18 protein-coding genes are annotated in these 18,093 nt (G+C 61.7%); 12 read left to right on the top strand and 6 right to left on the bottom strand.

Going from position 1 to position 18,093, the window contains the following annotated elements; genetic code table 11:
* Positions 1–83 precede the first annotated feature (83 nt).
* Positions 84–1,448 carry an EAL domain-containing protein gene (locus tag A6U98_RS16415; protein WP_029872615.1) on the top strand — a complete coding sequence of 455 codons (1,365 nt, stop codon included), beginning with the start codon at positions 84–86 and terminating at the stop codon, positions 1,446–1,448.
* 72 nt (positions 1,449–1,520) lie between these two features.
* Here A6U98_RS16415 and A6U98_RS16410 read toward each other — a convergent pair whose 3' ends face one another.
* From A6U98_RS16410 to A6U98_RS16390, 5 genes are all read right to left on the bottom strand, one after another.
* On the bottom strand, positions 1,521–2,126 hold the full coding sequence (locus tag A6U98_RS16410) for a PRC-barrel domain-containing protein (protein WP_064651466.1): 606 nt from the start codon (positions 2,124–2,126) through the stop codon (positions 1,521–1,523).
* A 230-nt stretch (positions 2,127–2,356) separates the two neighbouring features.
* On the bottom strand, positions 2,357–3,244 hold the full coding sequence (locus A6U98_RS16405) for an SMP-30/gluconolactonase/LRE family protein (RefSeq protein WP_064651464.1): 888 nt from the start codon (positions 3,242–3,244) through the stop codon (positions 2,357–2,359).
* A complete protein-coding gene (locus A6U98_RS16400; protein WP_064651462.1) occupies positions 3,241–3,882 on the bottom strand; it encodes a 2-dehydro-3-deoxy-6-phosphogalactonate aldolase in 642 nt (213 codons plus the stop codon). The genes A6U98_RS16405 and A6U98_RS16400 overlap by 4 nt, the downstream gene beginning before the upstream one ends.
* 13 nt (positions 3,883–3,895) lie before the next feature.
* Positions 3,896–4,813, bottom strand: coding sequence for a 2-dehydro-3-deoxygalactonokinase (locus tag A6U98_RS16395; protein WP_064651460.1), 918 nt, complete (start codon positions 4,811–4,813; stop codon positions 3,896–3,898).
* The gene (locus tag A6U98_RS16390; protein WP_197496400.1) at positions 4,813–5,580 is read right to left on the bottom strand and encodes an SDR family oxidoreductase; all 768 of its coding nucleotides are present in this window, start codon (positions 5,578–5,580) and stop codon (positions 4,813–4,815) included. The genes A6U98_RS16395 and A6U98_RS16390 overlap by 1 nt, the downstream gene beginning before the upstream one ends.
* A 108-nt stretch (positions 5,581–5,688) precedes the next feature.
* On the opposite strand from A6U98_RS16390, the gene A6U98_RS16385 reads away from it, so the two are divergent.
* From A6U98_RS16385 to A6U98_RS16335, 11 genes are all read left to right on the top strand, one after another.
* Complete coding sequence (locus A6U98_RS16385; RefSeq protein ID WP_064651458.1) at positions 5,689–6,483, top strand: IclR family transcriptional regulator; 795 nt, start codon at positions 5,689–5,691, stop codon at positions 6,481–6,483.
* A gap of 253 nt (positions 6,484–6,736) precedes the next feature.
* Positions 6,737–7,471 (top strand): LuxR family transcriptional regulator, encoded by a 735-nt coding sequence (locus A6U98_RS16380; RefSeq protein WP_064651457.1) that lies wholly within the window; start codon positions 6,737–6,739, stop codon positions 7,469–7,471.
* A 537-nt stretch (positions 7,472–8,008) separates the two neighbouring features.
* On the top strand, positions 8,009–9,181 hold the full coding sequence (locus A6U98_RS16375; RefSeq protein WP_064651454.1) for an Mrp/NBP35 family ATP-binding protein: 1,173 nt from the start codon (positions 8,009–8,011) through the stop codon (positions 9,179–9,181).
* A 391-nt stretch (positions 9,182–9,572) separates the two neighbouring features.
* Complete coding sequence (locus A6U98_RS16370; RefSeq protein WP_064651452.1) at positions 9,573–10,550, top strand: magnesium transporter CorA family protein; 978 nt, start codon at positions 9,573–9,575, stop codon at positions 10,548–10,550.
* An 18-nt stretch (positions 10,551–10,568) separates the two neighbouring features.
* A complete protein-coding gene (locus A6U98_RS16365; protein WP_064651449.1) occupies positions 10,569–12,467 on the top strand; it encodes a potassium transporter Kup in 1,899 nt (632 codons plus the stop codon).
* A gap of 274 nt (positions 12,468–12,741) precedes the next feature.
* A complete protein-coding gene (locus tag A6U98_RS16360) occupies positions 12,742–13,971 on the top strand; it encodes a cell wall hydrolase (RefSeq protein ID WP_064651447.1) in 1,230 nt (409 codons plus the stop codon).
* 269 nt (positions 13,972–14,240) lie between these two features.
* Complete coding sequence (locus A6U98_RS16355) at positions 14,241–14,579, top strand: AtpZ/AtpI family protein (protein WP_064651446.1); 339 nt, start codon at positions 14,241–14,243, stop codon at positions 14,577–14,579.
* Positions 14,580–14,641: 62 nt separating this feature from the next.
* Positions 14,642–15,394 (top strand): F0F1 ATP synthase subunit A, encoded by a 753-nt coding sequence (locus A6U98_RS16350; RefSeq protein ID WP_064651444.1) that lies wholly within the window; start codon positions 14,642–14,644, stop codon positions 15,392–15,394.
* Between the two features lie 67 nt (positions 15,395–15,461).
* On the top strand, positions 15,462–15,689 hold the full coding sequence (locus A6U98_RS16345) for a F0F1 ATP synthase subunit C (RefSeq protein WP_003545854.1): 228 nt from the start codon (positions 15,462–15,464) through the stop codon (positions 15,687–15,689).
* A 77-nt stretch (positions 15,690–15,766) separates the two neighbouring features.
* The gene (locus A6U98_RS16340) at positions 15,767–16,390 is read left to right on the top strand and encodes a F0F1 ATP synthase subunit B (protein ID WP_029872627.1); all 624 of its coding nucleotides are present in this window, start codon (positions 15,767–15,769) and stop codon (positions 16,388–16,390) included.
* A 3-nt stretch (positions 16,391–16,393) separates the two neighbouring features.
* Positions 16,394–16,885 (top strand): F0F1 ATP synthase subunit B, encoded by a 492-nt coding sequence (locus A6U98_RS16335; protein WP_064651442.1) that lies wholly within the window; start codon positions 16,394–16,396, stop codon positions 16,883–16,885.
* A gap of 396 nt (positions 16,886–17,281) precedes the next feature.
* Here A6U98_RS16335 and A6U98_RS16330 read toward each other — a convergent pair whose 3' ends face one another.
* Positions 17,282–17,971, bottom strand: coding sequence for a ribonuclease HII (locus A6U98_RS16330; RefSeq protein ID WP_064651441.1), 690 nt, complete (start codon positions 17,969–17,971; stop codon positions 17,282–17,284).
* Positions 17,972–18,093: the final 122 nt, after the last annotated feature.

Below are 18,093 nucleotides of genomic sequence, written 5' to 3'. Positions count from 1 at the left end.
GGCTGTGCCGCTGATTTACTATCGAATTGTTAAGACCTGCCGGTCATTCTTCTGCATGGCTCCGGAGGAAAGCTCGGGTTTGGATGATGAAATCGGCGGACATAGCTTTCTTGACCGTCGGTCAGAATGAGCTTCAGGCGATGGCCTATACCGATCCGCTGACCGGATTGGGCAACCGCAATCGCATGCGGGACAAGGTCTTGCAGATCTCTTCCGAGCGCGCCAGCGATCCGGCCCCCTTCACCATCGGCATCGTCAACCTCGACAGTTTCAAGCCGATCAACGATCTGTTCGGCTCGACAGCCGGCGATGAAATCCTCTGCCAGGTCGCCCATCGTCTCAGGGCCTGCATTCCTGATGGCGCGCTGGTCACCCGCCACGATGGCGATGAATTCGCCTTCGTGCTGCCGTTGATCTTCGAGCGGGCGAGTGCCGAGAAGTTCGGCCAGATGATCCGCGAGGTGCTGTCGGCGCCTTATGACCTCGGTGACCGCAACGTTCGTCTCTCCGCCTCCCTCGGCTTTTCCATTTATCCCTTCGCCGGAGAGGATTGCGAGGAACTGCTGAAGAGCGCCGAAACCGCCCTCTACCGTTCCAAGCGCCGCGGCCGCGGCCAGATCACCGTCTATTCACGCGAGATCGCCCAGGAGATGAAGCGCGCGACGCAGCTGGAGCAGGCGCTCAGAAACGCCATCATCTCCGACGCGATCGACGTGCATTTCCAGCCGATCGTCTCGCTGTCCAACAATCAGGTCGTCGGCTTCGAGGCGCTCGCCCGCTGGAACGATCCCGATCTCGGCTTCGTGTCGCCCGGCGTCTTCGTGCCGCTCGCCGAGGAGCGTGGCTTCATCGACGCACTGTCGGAGGCGCTGCTGCGCAAAGCCGCGGAAGCCGCGCTATCCTGGCCGCGCGAACTCTTCCTGTCGTTCAATCTTTCCTCGGCTCAATTGATGGATCCGGGCACGAGCAGCAGCGTCCTGTCGATCCTCGGCCGCGTCGGCTTCGATCCGCATCGCCTGGAGCTGGAGATTACCGAGACGGCGGTGATGAGTTCGGCCGATACCGCTCACCGCATCATCGCCGATCTGCGCGCCGCCGGTGTGCGCATCTCGCTCGACGATTTCGGCACCGGCCAATCGAGCCTTGGGCGCCTGCGCGACTTCATCTTCGACAAGATCAAGATCGACCGCGCCTTCGTCTCGCGCATCAATTCCGATCGCGCCTCCGAACACATCATCAAGGCGATCCTCACCATGTGCGAGGGCTTGGAGCTGGAAGTCGTCGCAGAAGGCATCGAAGATTATGCCGAGGCGGTGAAGTTGCGCACGCTCGGCTGCGGCATGGGCCAGGGCTATCACTTCGGCCGTCCGGCCGACGGTATCGCCACGCTGCGCTTCCTGCATGAAAACTATTACGATCCGACCATGGCGGAGCGGGCCAGCGCATAAAACGATGGCGCCTCATAAAACGATGGCGCCCCCGGGGAGCGCCATCGCCTACGCTATACTACCGCGCACGGATTACTTAGGCGTGGTCGAGCCGGTCGCCGTGGTATCGGTACCGGTCGCAGCCGGAGCCTTTTCGGCCGACTGCATTGCCAGCGTCTTGAACTCAGGTGCGGCCTTCAGCGATTCAGCCGTTTCGCTGGTCGTCAGCTTGACGCTGCCGTCCTGGGTGTTCTGCGCGACGGTGATCTTTTCCATCGGCACGGCGACGTTCTTTTCACCGATACCGAGGAAGCCGCCGACGCCAACGATTGCGGCAACCATGCCGCCATCCTTCTTAAGGATCAGGTCGTTGACGCTGCCTATGCTTTCATTGTTGCCGTTATAGACCGACTGGCCGATATAGGTGTTGGCGCTGATCTGGTCCGGAGACTGCTCCGTCAGGTAGCCGGCCTGAGCCGTGTCTGTCGTCGGTGCCGGGGCAGGAGCCTGTGCGGCATCGCCCGCGGGCTTGGTGACGTCAGGCGTCATCGGCTTCGGTGCTGCCGGATCGGCGGGAGCCGCCTGGGTCGGAGCGGCAGGGTCCGCAGGCTGCGGTGCCGTCTGCGAGAATGCCGCCGGTGCGAAAGCCGTGGCAAACAGTGCGCCAGCGGCAACGGTCGTCAAGAGTTTGCGTGTCATTTCGAACCTACCTTCGTTTTTTTCTAGTGATCGCTGACCCGGCGATACCTGTTTCTGAGGTCTCGTCACCGCGCCAGTTCGAAGGGAAAATGACTGGTGGAGTGATTGGTTCCGGTTGAAAACACAGAAAATTTCTCGATTTTCACGGAACATTTATCGAAGGGCAGCCGCTGAAACGAGAAAAGGCGCCCCGGTGGGGAGCGCCTCTGATCACCGATGACAAGCAAAAATCAGATTACATAGACGGGATCGAACACGCCTTTGACGTCGATGCCGAGTTCCAGCAGCGCGCCGGCACTGGGCTGCGCCGAACGGGCATCCTCATCCAGCCCTTCCCAGGCGGTCGTCACTGCGAGCCGGTCGGCATTGACGCCGATGAAGGCAGGGCAGGAGGGCTGGACGGCAGGAACCATATAGCGCGAGATGCGCAGACCGTCCGGACTATAGCGGTCGACGACGCCGGCGCCCCAGCGCGCATTCCACAGATAGCCGTCGGCATCGACCACCGAGCCGTCGATGCTGCCGGGGTCGTCCATGCTGTCGACGAGCACGATCGGCTCACCCGAGGGCAGGCCGGTCAACGGATCGACCATGACGCGCATCAGCCGGTTGATGCGGGAATCCGTATAATAGCCGACCGTGCCGTCAGGCGAGAAGCAGATCGAATTCGGGATGCTGATGCCGTTGAAGATCTTCGTCACCTTGCCGCTGGCGACATGATAGATGGCGCCGGCCTGGTTTTCAGCCCGCTTGCTCATCGTGCCGATCCACAGCGCACCCGAAGGATGCGTGCGGCCGTCGTTCGAACGGTTTTCCGGCCTGTCGTTTTCGAGAGCGGCGTAGAAGGTGAGGTTGCCGCTTGCCACATCGCGTACGAAAAGCCCTTCTTCCGTCGCGACCAGCTGCCGCCCGGCATCGATGCGGGCAAGCACGCTCGCCATCACAGGCAGCGGATGCACCTTTTTCGCAGCCGTCGAAAGATTGAGCTCGTGCAGTTCCTTGCCGAGGATGTTGAACCACCAGACGGTATTACTATCAGGATCATAGGTCGGGCCTTCACCGAGAACGGAATTGGTATTGCAAAGTGTTTTGCCCTCGAACTCATAAATATCGGTCATACGTTCACGCTCCCAATGGCTGCATCATAGGCGTAAATGGTCGCCTTGGCGCGCTCGGCAACCTCTGACGCGGTCATTCCTGGCTTGTAGATGCTGGTGCCGAGGCCGAAGGCGAAGATGCCGGCCTTGGTATAATCGCCGAAATTCTTGTCCGAGACACCGCCGACGGCAGCAATCATCAGCTCCGGCGGCAGGATTGCCCGGATAGCCGTGATGCCGGAAGGACCGAGCACGCTGGCCGGAAAGAATTTGAGACCGGTGGCGCCGGCGCGCGCTGCCGCCAGCGCCTCGGTCGGCGTAAAGACGCCCGGCATCGTCACCATGCCGTATTCGCGCGCCCGGATGATCACCTCGGGCTCGACATTCGGCGTGACCAGCAGCGTGCCGCCGGCCGCATGCAGGCTGTCGACCGCCTCGACGGTCAGCACCGTGCCGGCGCCGATCAGCACTTCGGCCGGCGCCATCTTCGCGGCGATCTCGATGGATTTGAACGGCTCCGGCGAGTTGAGCGGGATCTCGATCGCCGTCAGGCCATTGTCGATCAGAGCGCCGACGACGCTTTCGGTCTCGTCAGGCCGGATGCCGCGAAGGATGGCGATCAGCGGGCGCTTCATGTCGGGGAAGGGGATACGGTTCATCGTGTCAGCTTTCTCAATTCGGCCAGATGGCTTCGGCGGCGGCCGAAAGCCCGCGGCGCACGGCGGCGTCGGCGTCGATGGCGGTGAAGGCAAGGGAGAGTGTTCTGAAGGCCTGTTCGTAGAGTGCCTGCAGGCGCCCGGAGGCGACGAGGGTGATGGTGGTGCCGTTTGCCGCATCCTGCAGCGCGCCGGCGATTTCGAGGCCGATCAGCGTACCGGAAAGCCGGGCTTGCGCGGCAGCGGCAGAAATCCCGTGCAGCAGTTGGCCGGAACGGGCGGCAAAGAGCAGGTTGGAGGCAAGGGCCGGGCGTGCGAAAGCAGCCGAGACCGCGGCCTCGAAGGCTGCCGCATCGGCCGGCTGCTCTTCCGCGCCGGCAACGGCATGCGAAAGGATCGTGTGTTTGCTGATGACGTCGAAAAGCTCGCCGGTCATGAAGGTCGAAAAGCCGGTCACCTTGCTGTCCGTCACATGCACCCATTTCGAATGGGTGCCGGGCATGCAGACCGCCTGAGCCCCCGCGCTTGCTGGGCCGAGCGCGCCGAGAAGCTGGGTTTCCTCGCCGCGCATGACGTCGGGCCTCGCCATGTCCCGCTGGGCAAGGCCCGGCAGGATGCGGATGTCGCGGCTTTCGCCGGGCACGGAGACCGCCCCGGTCAGGATCGAGGCGAGCGGCGCCGGCACGTCGATATAACCGGCCTCGACCCAGCCCTGCCTGGCGCCGGCCATGCCGCAGACGATCACCGGCAGGTTTTCCGGCGCCTCGATGGCGGCGAGATGGCCGGCAAGCACAGCGGAAAAGCCGGTTTTTGCCGCGCTCGTCATGCCTTCGCCGCTGCGGCGTTCGGCAAGGACGGTGCCGTCCCGACCGATCAGCCAGAGCCGGAAGCTGCTGGTGCCCCAGTCCACCGCGACATAAGCGGGATTTGCCATTATAGAACGCCTCCATCGACAATCAGGGACTGGGCGGTCATCGCCGCCGCACAGTCGGATGCAAGAAACAGGCAGGGACCGACGATCGCATCGGGTTTGAGCGCGACCTTCAGGCACTGGTCCTCGACCGAGCGCGCAATGCTCTCTTCGGTGAGCCAGTGCTGCATCTGCCGCTCGGTGACGACCATGCCGGGCAGGATGCAGTTGACCCGGATGTTCTCCGGCCCGAGCCTGCCCGCCAGGCTCTTCGTCAGCCCGACGACCGCCGCCTTGGCTGCCGCATAGGCGGGAAAGCCGCCCATGTTCAGCTTGAAGGCGATAGACGACATATTGATGATCGCCCCGCCGCCGGCCGTCCGCATCGACGGCACCACTGCCTGCGAGGTGAAGAACACGTGCTTGAGGTTGACCGCCTGGTTGTTGTCCCAATAGGCCTCGGTCACCGCGTCGAATTCATGGCGGTCGTCCCAGGCGGCATTGTTGACCAGCACGCGGATCGGCCCCGAGCTCGAAATGACGCTATCGACCGTCCGCCGGATCGCCGCGATGTCGCGCAGGTCGGCATGGTAAAAGGAGACCGGATACGTGGTCTCCCGCGACAGCCTTTCGGCGAGCTCGCGGCCGGCCGCCTCGGCTATATCGATGAACGAGACCCTGGCGCCTTGGCGCGCGAAGCCTTCGACGATCGCAGCACCGATGCCCGATCCGCCGCCGGTCACCAGCACGGCTCGGTCTTTGAACTCGGGAAATTGTGCTGCTGGCATCATGGTCACCGTCGCCTCCCGACCGTATCGATGTTCCATTATTTGGAACATAATTTGACTATATGGAATTATCGAATTACAGTGCCCTTTCTGTCAAGGGTGGATGAGGCAATGGATTCAAACGGCGTCGCAGCACAGGCACGCGAGACCGGTACGCTCGGCAAACTGATGGTTCTGCTCGATCTCGTCACCCATGCCGATACGCCGCTGCGTTTTACCGATATCCTGGCCCTTGCCGGCCAGCCGCGCGGCACACTGCATCGCCAGCTCACCCATCTGGTGGAGGAGGGATTGCTCGAGCTCGATGGCGACGGCCGTTATGCGCCGGGCCTGCGCCTGCTCGATTTCGCCGCGCGCAGCTGGGCGCGCAATGAATTCCGCCTGATTGCCGAACCGCACCTCAGGGATCTGCAGCAGGCGACCGGCGAGACGGTGCATCTCGGCGTGCTCAGGGGGCAGTCGATCATCTATCTCGATAAGGTCGAAGGCCGTCAGCCGGTGCGCATGTATTCGCAGATCGGCAATGCCTCGCCCTGCTATTGCACCGGCGTCGGCAAGGCCGCCCTGTCGCTGCTGCCGACCGAAAGCATCGTCGATCTGCTTGCCGGCCTGAGCTTCACCAGCTTTACCGCCTCGACCCATGTCTCTGCCGAAACGCTGCTTGCCGAAATCCGCGAGATCGCCGATCAGGGCTATGCCTTCGACCGCGAAGAGCATGAGGCCGGCATCCGGTGCGTTGCCGCACCCGTCTGGTCGGAGGATCGGACCTTTATGGGTGGCATTTCGATTACCGGTCCGGCCTATCGCTTGTCGATGGAACTTCTGCACCAATGGGCCGTTCCGGTTCAGCTGGCGGCTGGGAGGATCATGGAAGGCATGCGCGTCCGTCTCGGTCCGCGCCGCTGAGGGGAAATTGCAATCGGCCCGCTGCTGGACGCAATCGCAGAGCATGCTTATGATGAGCGCGATATTGAGATTTGCCGACGAATCACCACAACTAGAACCTTCCGCGAAATCTACAACCAGTCACCGGCCGAACGCTCAACGCTGAAGCCGATTCCAACCAGCGATCGTCGTTCCCCGATGCAATCGAAACCCCCATGGCGGGCAGGTTTCGCAAACGGTTTGCCGGCCGCTGTGCCGAAGATGAAGAAATGTGATGGCACCCTTGTCGCAAACATCCACGGAAGAAGACGATTATGTTCAGGAAATAGCGGGCCTGAAGACCCAATTCGATATTTTCCGTTTCATGAAACGGGTGACGGAAGCCTATCGCAGCCGTGCCTTCATGGTTCTCAACCTGCCGCCGATCACCTCCTTCGATCTTCAGGGCAGCACCGTCATCACCAGCTGGCCGGCCGAGCTTCTGGCCCTCTACGACCAGGAAGGCCTGATGGTGAACAGCCCGGTCCTCAGGCGGCTCAGAACATCCGCGCGGCCCTTCTTCTACGACATGTCCCGGCAGAACTGGTCGCGGGACGACGGCAAGTCCATTCTCGTCGCCTCCCTGTTCGAACGTTTCAAGATGATGCGCTGCGCCTATTTCCCGACGCATGAGCCCTCCGGCCTGCGCGGCGCCGTCTCTTTCGCCGGCGACCGCGAACCCTTCAGCCCTGCCGAGATGCGCGAACTCTGCTACATCTCCATCCATGTCTTCGATAGGCTTGCGGAGATCCGCAACCTCGATACGCGCATGACGGACACGCTGACCGACCGCGAGATCGATTGCCTCAACTGGACGGCGGCCGGCAAGACCAGCGCCGAAATCGCCGAAATCCTCACCTTGTCCGAGCACACGGTCAATCACTACCTGAACCGCGCCACCAAGAAGCTCGACACGGTCAACCGCACCCAGGCGGTCGCCAAGGCGCTGCGCATCGGCCTGATCAAATAAGTTGCAAAAAACAACCGACGGCTTTCGAAGCCGCCCAGCGCGTAGGCATATCGCTCTCTGCTGAGGGGCTGTCGCAAGCGCTTTTGCGGTCTTTTCCCTGATTTTCCATCTGGCACGCTTTCTGCATCTCTTCTGCGAGAGGTCCAGAGGGGACTTTGAGACCAGCGCCAGGAAATGGCGCGGCCGACACACCGCTGCCCGACGCCGATGCCGCTTTTCTCCCGGCTCTTCGGTGTCGGCGGCGGTTGTTGCGTTTTGGCACCGCTTCTTTCGTAGCTGTCTGCGATTTCCTCTTCCCCGTTCACTTTTCGCTGGCCTTTTGCTCGGCTTGCTCTAGTTCGCCCCGGATTGCGCCGGTTCTCGGGGAGACCGTTGCGGCCATCAGGGCGAAAGCCCGGCGGACTTGATGGCCGCAACGGATTGCCAAGTCTCCCCGGCGCTCTTTTGGCGCGCCGGATTTTCCTCCCGATGATTTTGTTTGGCGAAGGCTTCGGTCTCCACTATCTGTGATCTGCAAGAAGAAGCAGTGAGGGTGGAATGGCCGACGTCACCAAAGAACAGGTTCTCGAAACGCTGAAGACCGTGCGTGGTCCGGATCTCGAGCACGATATCGTCGAGCTCGGCATGGTCTCCGACGTCTTCATCTCCGACGGCAAGGTTTATTTCTCCATCACCGTCCCGGCCGATCGCGCCAAGGAGCTGGAGCCGATGCGGCTCGCCGCCGAGCGCGTCATCAAGGAAATGCCGGGCGTCAAGGGTGCCCTCGTCACACTGACCGCCGACAAGAAGGCGGCCGATGCCGCTCCGGCTGCCCGGCCGAACCCGCCTCACGGCCATGCCGGTCACGATCACCAACATGATCATGCGGGCCACGCCCACGCGCCTCAACAACCGCCGCGCGCCGGCAAGATCGGTGTGCCCGGCATCGGTGCCATCATTGCCGTCGCCTCGGGCAAGGGTGGGGTCGGCAAGTCGACCACCGCCGTCAATCTCGCACTCGGCCTGCTCGCCAACGGTCTTCGTGTCGGCATTCTCGATGCCGATATCTATGGTCCCTCGATGCCGCGGCTGCTGAAGATATCCGGCCGCCCGACGCAGATCGACGGCCGCATCATCAATCCGATGGAGAATTATGGCCTCAAGGTCATGTCGATGGGCTTCCTTGTCGACGAGGAGACGGCGATGATCTGGCGCGGGCCGATGGTCCAGTCGGCGCTGCTGCAGATGCTGCGCGAAGTCGCCTGGGGCGAGCTCGACGTCCTCGTCGTCGACATGCCGCCCGGCACCGGCGACGCCCAATTGACCATGGCCCAGCAGGTGCCGCTTGCCGGCGCCGTCATCGTCTCGACGCCGCAGGATCTCGCGCTGATCGATGCCCGCAAGGGCCTCAACATGTTCCGCAAGGTCGAGGTGCCGGTGCTCGGCATCGTCGAGAATATGAGCTATTTCATCGCCCCGGATACCGGCACCCGCTATGATATCTTCGGCCATGGCGGCGCCCGCAAGGAGGCCGAACGGATCGGCGTGCCCTTCCTCGGCGAAGTGCCGCTGACGATGAATATTCGCGAAACCTCCGATGCCGGCACGCCGCTCGTCGCCTCCGAGCCGAACGGCGTCGTCGCCGGCATCTATCGCGGCATCGCCACCAAGGTCTGGGAACAGATCGCCGGCCAGTCCCAGCGTCCGGCACCGACAATCGTCTTCGAATAATGCATGTCGCCCGGAAGTGTGTAGCGGTTCCGGGATAACGACATGCATGATACAACGAGCTGAAGCGCATCGCATGGATCACCTGCGATGCGTTGTGCTTTAGAGGGCGCCGAATCACCGCGGCGGATACCCCAAATTGTGGGGGAAACGTGGTGAAAAGCCGCGCTTCACGGAAGATGTCTTGATTATTTCACGGCTTTGCTTCATATGCCGCGGCGCCATGATGGCGTTTTGCTGCAGATGCTCAGTGACGGTTGTCTTCGTTTCGAAGAGGCCGCCCCGCCTGCAAGTTCGGAGTTGTCTTGTCGATCGAAGGATTGGGAACTGCGATGCGGTTGAGCACAACGCGCATGCCGGCCTTTAAGGTTGGATGCAGCGGGAGAGACGACCGGTGATCACCGCTTACTGTTCCAATTGCAGGTCAGTCGAGATCCGCGATCTGTCGCATGCCGCGTCCTTTCCCGAGGGTGTTGTCTGGATCGACATGATCGAGCCGACCCGCGATGAGGAGCTCTATGTCGAGAAGGTTCTCGGCATCGAGGTCCCGACCCGCGACGACCTCAAGGATATCGAGCCTTCCGCCCGTCTCTACGTCGAAAACGACGCCGTCTTCATGACCGCCTCGCTGCTCTGGAAGGCTGACACGGACGTACCGACGCTGACCGATGTCGCCTTCATCCTGGCCGGAAATCGCCTGGTCACCATTCGCTACGCCCATCCCAAATCCTTTGCGCTGTTCATCGCCGCGCTCCACCGGCTGCCGGAAAATTGGCGCAGCGGCGCTGCCCTTCTTGCCAAGCTCTTGGAGACGATCGTCGACCGCACCGCCGAGATCCTCGAGATCGCCGTCTCGCGCCTCGACATCCTGTCGACGCATGTCTTCGGCGACCGGGCAAGGAAGGTGCGCAAGCCCTCGAACTATCTCGAGGAGAAGCTGCGGGATATCGCCGGCCATCACCGGATGATCAGCAAGGTGCGCGACAGTCTCGGTTCGCTTTCCCGCCTGCTGACCTTCTTTCACACCGTGCCGGCGATCCAGCAGGATCGCGAGGCGAGGGAGCTCTGCCGCACCGTTTCGCGCGATATCCAGTCGCTGTCGGAGCATGCTTCCTTCGTCGCCGCCAACATCACCTTTCTCCTCGATGCTTCGCTCGGGCTGATCAACATCGAGCAGAACTCGATCATCAAGATTTTCTCGATTGCTTCGGTGGTGTTCTTGCCGCCGACATTGGTCGCCTCCATCTATGGTATGAACTTTCAGGTCATGCCGGAGCTGACCTGGGTCGCGGGTTATCCCTACTCGCTGGCCCTGATGGTGATATCCGCCGTCATCCCCTTCTTCTTTTTTCGCTGGAAAGGCTGGCTCTAAGGAGCCTGTTGCAACTTCATGTCTGAAGAGAGCCATCCGAACGAACGCCATATGACGCCGCGAAAGCTGTTCTATCTCGGGCTGGGTTCCGTCGGTGTCGTCTACGGCGATATCGGCACCAGCCCGCTCTATGCCTTTCGCGAGGCGCTGAAGCCGGTGGCCCATGACGGCGTCACCCGTTTTGAAGTCATCAGCCTGATCTCGCTGATGATCTGGGCGCTGACGATCATCGTCACCATCAAATATGTGCTCTTCCTGCTGCGCGCCGACAACGACGGCGAAGGCGGCACGCTGTCGCTGCTTGCCCTTTTGATGAAGACCGCCAACGGCCATACCGCCATCCTGATGCTGCTCGGCCTGATGGGCGCAGCACTCTTCCTCGGCGATGCGATGATCACGCCGGCACTGTCTGTGCTGTCGGCCGTCGAAGGTCTGAAGCTCGTCACACCCAGGCTCTCTGAATATATCGTGCCGATCTCGGTGGTGATCCTGGCGCTGCTCTTCGTCGTGCAATCGCGCGGCACTGGCGCCGTCGCGAAGTTCTTCGGGCCGATCACCGCCGTCTGGTTCCTCGTCATGGCTGCGGCCGGCATTTCCCATATCTCGGATGATTACGGCATCCTTGCCGCCTTCAATCCCTATTATGCCGTCGCCTTCCTGCTGCATGAGGGCTTCTACGGCATTGTCGTGCTTGGCGCCGTCTTCCTGACGGTGACGGGTGCGGAGGCGCTCTATGCCGATCTCGGTCATTTCGGCCGCCGCCCGATCCAGTGGGCCTGGTTCCTGCTGGTCTTCCCGGCGCTGACGCTGAACTATCTCGGGCAGGGGGCACTGGTTCTCGGCAATCCGATGACGATGTCCGATCCCTTCTATCTGATGTTTCCGAAATGGGCGCTGCTGCCGGTCGTCATCCTGGCGACCGCCGCGACGATCATCGCCAGCCAGGCGGTCATCACAGGCGCCTTCTCGATGGTGCGCCAGGGCATCAACCTCGGCTTCCTGCCGCGCATGGAAATCCTCTTCACCTCGGAAACCAACACCGGGCAGATCTTCGTGCCTTCGGTCAACGCCGTGCTGTTCATCGGCGTTATCTTCCTGGTCTTAAGTTTCAAGACGTCGGACGCGCTAGCGACCGCCTACGGCATCTCCGTCACCGGCGCCATGGTCGTCACCTCGATCATGGCCTTCGAATTTGTCCGCGCCCGCTGGAACTGGTCGCTTCCCGTCGCGGTGATCGCACTTGCGCCGTTGGTCGTGCTCGAATTGATCTTCCTCGGCGCCAACCTTTTGAAGATTCACGACGGCGGCTATATCCCGATCATGATCGCCACGGCTTTTACCGTCGTCATGTGGACCTGGCGTCGCGGCACGGCGATCCTGATGGAAAAGACCCGCCACACCGATATTCCGCTCGCCTCCTTCGTCAGCTCGATCGAGCGCAAGAGCGAACATTCGCCGGCCCAGGTTCCGGGCACCGCGATCTTCCTGACCAGCGATCCGGAATCGGCTCCCGCCGCCTTGCTGCATAATCTCAAGCACAACCATGTGCTTCACGACCGTAACGTCATCCTGACGATCCGCACGATCAACAAGCCGCGCGTCCCAAGCCACGACCGCTACAGGGTCGAGCAGATTTCCGAGCGTTTCTCCCGCGTCGAACTGCTGTTCGGCTTCATGGAATCGCAGAACGTCTCGCAGGCCTTGGCGACACTGCGCAAGACGGGACTGAAGTTCGACATCATGTCGACCTCCTTCTATCTCGGCCGCCGCAAACTGGTGCCGGACGCCAAGTCGGGCATGCCTTACTGGCAGGACCGGCTTTACATCGCGCTCGCCAACGCCGCCGCCAACCCCTCGGATTACTTCCGCCTGCCAGCCAACCGCGTGGTAGAACTGGGCTCGCACGTTATTATTTGATGGGTGGGGCAAAGACCCCGCCCCAAACCCCTCCCCACATTAGCCTGCCGCTCTGCTGCTTCCCACTTCGTCGCTTCATCCGCAGAAAGGCTGATGTTTGCTGGGGGCGGGTGCCACAAGCTAGCTCCTCCCTCTTGTGGGGAGGGGACTTCGCGAGGCTGCGACACATCTCATCCCACGAAATTATCCATCACATTAGAACATCCAAAAGTTCTCATGGGCACATTTCGGCACAGGCTGTTAACCGGACATCAAGGTTAATGCGAGATTTTCAATGGAATGTTCCCGCGTTCCATGCCCGGAGTCTGTGTTGCGTCGAAAGAGCCCTTCCCGTAGCAAGCCGCGTCTCATTCCCGAGAATTGGGTGTCGCCCGTAATCTTCGGTCTCGCCGGCTGGCTGATTTTCCCGAGCGTTGCATCCCATGCCGACCTCGCCGCCATGCTCGCCGGCCTCGATCACGAGGGTGGGAACTGGCGCATGGTGCTGACCAATTCGCCGGCCGGCTCCATTCACCAGGCCGAACTCGCCTTTGCCGAGCCGATGGTGACGGGTTCGATCTCTGCCGGTGCCGGCATGGTGCTGCCCGATGGCCGCAAGGTCGCTTTTACCGATAAGGATAAGGGCACCGTCAAGGATAAAGGCGAAGAGGAGACGCCGGACGAGGATCGCGTCAACCGCGGCAGCAAGAAGGGCCGCGTCGTCGCCGTCGAGAAGATGCAGCCGCCGAAGGATTTTTCCGCCGGCTCGATCCTCGAGCGCACCAAGATGCTCTTCACCCCGAGCTTCGATCTCAAGGACAGGTCGGCCTTCGTCCAACCGAAGATCCAGGGCAAGGAAATCGAGATCGCCACTTCTTTCTATAGGAAGCAGCCTGTTGTGACCGATAATGGCGTGCCGGCCATGCTCGCAAGCCTCGTCACCAGCAACAAGGCCGATGTACTGGCCACCGCCTATGGGCCGGCCGCACCCGACTATGCCCGCCAATCGCCGTTCGATTCGATCCTGGCCGAACAGGACAGCGGCCGCTTCGTTCCGGAGATCGGCCCGCGCGATCACGCCTGGGCCGCAAGCGTGCTGGCGCCGAGCGTCTTTTCCGCCCGCGAACAGCAGTGCCTTGCCTCCGGCATCTATTTCGAGGCGCGCGGAGAATCGGTGAAGGGCCAGGCGGCCGTCGCCCAGGTCATCCTCAACCGCGTCCGCAACCCTTCCTATCCGAAGACCATCTGCGGCGTCGTCTATCAGAACGAGGATTGGCGCAACCGCTGCCAGTTTTCCTTCGCCTGCGACAGCATCAAGGACAGGGTGAACTCGGAATATCACTGGCGAGTCGCCCGCGACGTTGCGATGGCGGTGACATCCGGCAAGATCTGGCTGCCGCAGGTGGGTTCGGCGACGCATTATCATGCCGTCTATGTCAGACCGAAATGGGCAAAGACGATGGAAAAAGTCGGCCGTATCGGTCTTCACGTCTTCTATCGCACCTATGGCGGCGGCTGGAGCTGAGATAAATCGCTGGGGCAAGCCGATTTCCGGCCCGGAAAAGCGGATTCTTTCCGTCGAATTTGCGCGATCGACCCGGAGTCGATTTATCTCTTTGATTTGATGGAATTATTTTCTCGCTGGACAGAAGCTGTCTACGCCTTGACTATGCTAATCCCTAAAACTATGTTGCGCGCGACTTCAGAACGGGCCGGAAGGGTCTCAACCTTCGCGTCCGGGGTCCGAATGACCGGGGTAGCGGTTGCGGGCGACGGGCAGGCGAGGAGAGATCCATGGCGGACGACCGCGAGGAAAGTCTAGAAAAGCGCCGTGCGCAATTGGGAGCGAAACTCGCGACCAAGGGCGTCGAGACGGGAGAAGACGAGGCTAGGGAAGCCCGCGCCGAGGTAAGCCGCAAAGGTTATGCCCAGGCGATGAAGCTTTCCAGCGAGTTCATTTCCGCAATCGTCGTCGGTGCTCTCCTTGGCTATGTCCTCGACCGTTTTGTTGGCACGGCGCCTTGGGGTTTGATTGTTCTTCTGCTTCTCGGATTTTGTGCCGGCGTTCTGAACGTGCTGCGTTCTGCGGGGGTGGTGGCCCATCCCCTGGACGACAAGGACGACAAGAAATAAGGACCGGTTCCGGTCCAGTGCAATGACCCCGCGTCCTGCGGGCCAAAGAGAGAGAACAAGCGGTGTCTAACGATCCGACTCATCAGTTCCTGATCCAGAAGATTGTGCCGATCGAAATCGGCGGAATTGATTTTTCGTTCACCAATGCATCGCTCTTCATGGCCGTTTCGGCTGCCGCTGCCGCAGGCTTCCTCTATTTCGCGACCTCGAACCGCGCCATCGTGCCGGGCCGTTCGCAGTCGGTTGCGGAAATGTCCTATGAATTCATCGCCAACATGCTGAAGGAAGGCGCGGGCAAGCAGGGAATGAAGTTCTTCCCGCTGGTCTTTTCGCTCTTCATGTTCGTCCTGACGGCGAACCTGCTTGGCATGTTCCCGTATTTCTTCACGGTGACGAGCCAGATCATTGTCACCTTCGCTCTTGCCCTGCTCGTCATTGGCACGGTTCTCGTCTACGGGTTCTATAAGCATGGCTTCCACTTCCTGAATGTCTTCGTGCCCTCGGGTGTGCCGGGCCTTCTGCTGCCGCTGGTCATTGCGATCGAAATCATCTCCTTTCTGTCGCGTCCGATTTCACTCTCGGTTCGTCTCTTCGCCAACATGCTCGCCGGCCACATCACGCTCAAAGTGTTCGCAGGCTTCGTCGCCTCGCTCGGAACCATGGGTGCTCTCGGTATCGGCGGCGCCGTTCTTCCCCTCATCATGACCGTCGCCCTGACCGGTCTCGAGTTCCTCGTCGCCTTCCTTCAGGCTTACGTCTTTGCGGTGCTGACTTGCATGTACCTCAACGACGCAATCCATCCGGGCGGGCACTAAGGATAACGACATCGACGTCAAAGGGCGTCAGTCATTCGCCGCAACAACCATTTCAAAGGAGTTCAACATGGAAGCGGAAGCAGCAAAGTACATCGGTGCAGGCCTGGCTTGCTTTGGTATGGCCGGTACGGCTCTCGGCCTCGGCAATATTTTCGGCAGCTACCTCTCCGGCGCACTGCGCAATCCGTCTGCCGCTGACAGCCAGTTCGGCCGTCTGGTATTCGGCTTCGCCGTTACGGAAGCTCTGGGCATCTTCTCGCTGCTCGTCGCTCTCCTCCTCCTCTTCGCCGTCTGATATCGGCGAATAGATGGATCACGGCCTGCGACCGCAAGCCGTGATCCTTTGCATTTGCAGTCCACCTGGAGGTGAGCATGTTTTTTGTGACCCCGGCTTACGCTGAGGAAGCACCGGCGGCAGCGACGGGTACGGATGCGCACGCCGCTCCGGCCGCAGGCGAGGTCCATACCGAGACTGGTGTTGCCGAAGGCGAACACGCCCGCGGCCCTTTCCCGCCTTTCGATTCGACGACCTTCGCGTCCCAGCTGCTCTGGCTGGTGATCACGTTCGGCGTCTTCTATTTGCTCATGCAAAAGGTCATCGCGCCGCGCATCGGGGCCATCCTCGATCAGCGTCACACGCGCATCTCCCAGGATCTGGAAGAGGCAGGCCGCCTGAAGGCGGAAGCCGACGCCGCCGTCCAGACCTATGAAGGTGAACTGGCCGCTGCCCGCGCCAAATCCAACGCGATCGGTTCCGCCGCACGCGACGCCGCCAAGGCCAAGGCCGAAGAGGAACGCCGCGCTGTCGAGGCGAGCCTTTCGGAAAAGATCAAGGCTGCCGAGCTGCGTATCGGCGAGATCAAGGCCAAGGCCTTCGCCGACGTCGGCACAATTGCCGAGGAAACGGCGGCTGCCGTGGTCGATCAGCTGATCGGCGGCACCGTCGCCAAGGCCGATGTCGCCGCCGCCGTCGCGGCTGCCAAGAAGGAGGCTTGATCGATGGAATTTGCCTTTGACGCGACTTTCTTCGCCTTTGTCGGCCTCGTCCTCTTCCTGGCGCTGGTCGTTTATCTGAAGGTTCCGGGCATGTTGGCTCGGTCGCTCGACGACCGCGCCGACCAGATCCGCAACGAGTTGGCTGAAGCCAAGCGCCTGCGCGAAGAGGCCCAGCACCTGCTCGCCGAATACCAGCGCAAGCGCAAGGAAGCGGAAGCCGAAGCGGCCCACATCGTTGCCGCCGCCGAGCGCGAAGCCGAAATGCTGACCGCCGACGCGAAGAAGAAGACGGAAGAATTCGTCGCCAACCGCACGGCGCTGTCCGAGCAGAAGATCAAGCAGGCCGAGGTCGAGGCGATGAAGGCGGTGCGTTCCGCCGCTGTCGATCTCGCAATCGCGGCTGCTGAAACCGTGCTTGCCAAGCGGGCCGACGCCAAGGTCCAGTCCGAGCTCTTCGGCAATGCCGTCGGCCAGGTCAAGACGCGGCTCAACTGAGCAACTTCGAAAAGATTTGAGAGGGAAGGCCGGGCATGTCCCGGCCTTTTCTTTTGTTGATAAGGCTTGCTTTTACTCGGTCTCGTGCCGAAGATTTGCTGCATATGACCCGCTGCAGATGCTCGGGCAATTTCACTGCGGTCCGCCCCTCATCCGGCTGCCGCCACCTTCTCCCCGCAAGCGGGGCGAAGGGGATATGCCGCGACCTCTCCGTTCCCCGCCCACCTCTCGCAGTGCACGTCCCCTCGCCCCGTTTTTACGGGGAGAGGGCTAGGGTGAGGGGCAGCCACCGGCGCGAAGAGGGCAGCAGTGGGATAAGCAGAGCAAGATGAAAGAATAGTTGGCCGACTTTATCAGCAGTCTGAAGGCCGGGCATGTCCCGGTCTTTTGAATAACCTACTCGGAAAGCAGCTCGTCCGTCTCGGGACCATCCTCGACCTTGCGCAGCGGCCGGAAGCTCATCCGGTGGAGCGAACAGGGGCCGTGCCTCTCGATGCCGGCGCGGTGTTGCGCCGTGCCGTAGCCCACATGCGCCGCAAAGCCGTAATCCGGAAACACACGATGCGCCCGCGCCATCATCCGGTCACGCGTCACCTTGGCGACGATCGAGGCGGCGGCGATCGAGACCGAGCGGGCATCGCCCTTGACCACGGCCTGTCCGGGGCAATCGAGGCCCGGCGGCACGTCGAGCCCGTCGGTCAGCACGTAGCTGGCCGGAATGGCGAGGCTGCAGATCGCCCGGCGCATGGCGTCGAGGCTTGCCTTGCGGATATCCGTCTCGTCGATGCGCGTCGAGCTCGAGGAGGCGATGGAGACGGTCGCCGTCGCCAAAATCTGCACGAACAGTTCCTCGCGCCTTTGCGCCGAAAGCTGCTTGGAATCGTTCAGACCCTCAGGGATGCGCTTCGGATCGAGAATGACGGCGGCAGCAACGACGGGTCCCGCCAGCGGCCCGCGGCCAGCCTCATCGGCACCGGCGACCGGCCAGTGGCCGGCCTTGCGGGCTTTGAGTTCCAGTCGGAAATCCGGCACGAGCGGAACCGTGTCGAAAAGCAGGGGAGAATCGGGTGACGTGCGAGGTTTCATGCGGCTGAACCTCGCACGCCAACCCGATTGCCCGCAAGTCCCCGGATCAGGGCGGCGGCCGGGGACGCTCCGGCGGATGGTGGCGGTCAGGGCCATCCGCGGGAATTGCGCTCGGGACTCGA

This window comes from Rhizobium sp. WYCCWR10014 (assembly GCF_001657485.1).
Classification (GTDB): Bacteria; Pseudomonadota; Alphaproteobacteria; order Rhizobiales; family Rhizobiaceae; genus Rhizobium.
The sequence above is the reverse complement of the archived record's forward strand: the minus strand, read 5'-3'. Positions and strand labels throughout refer to the sequence as shown.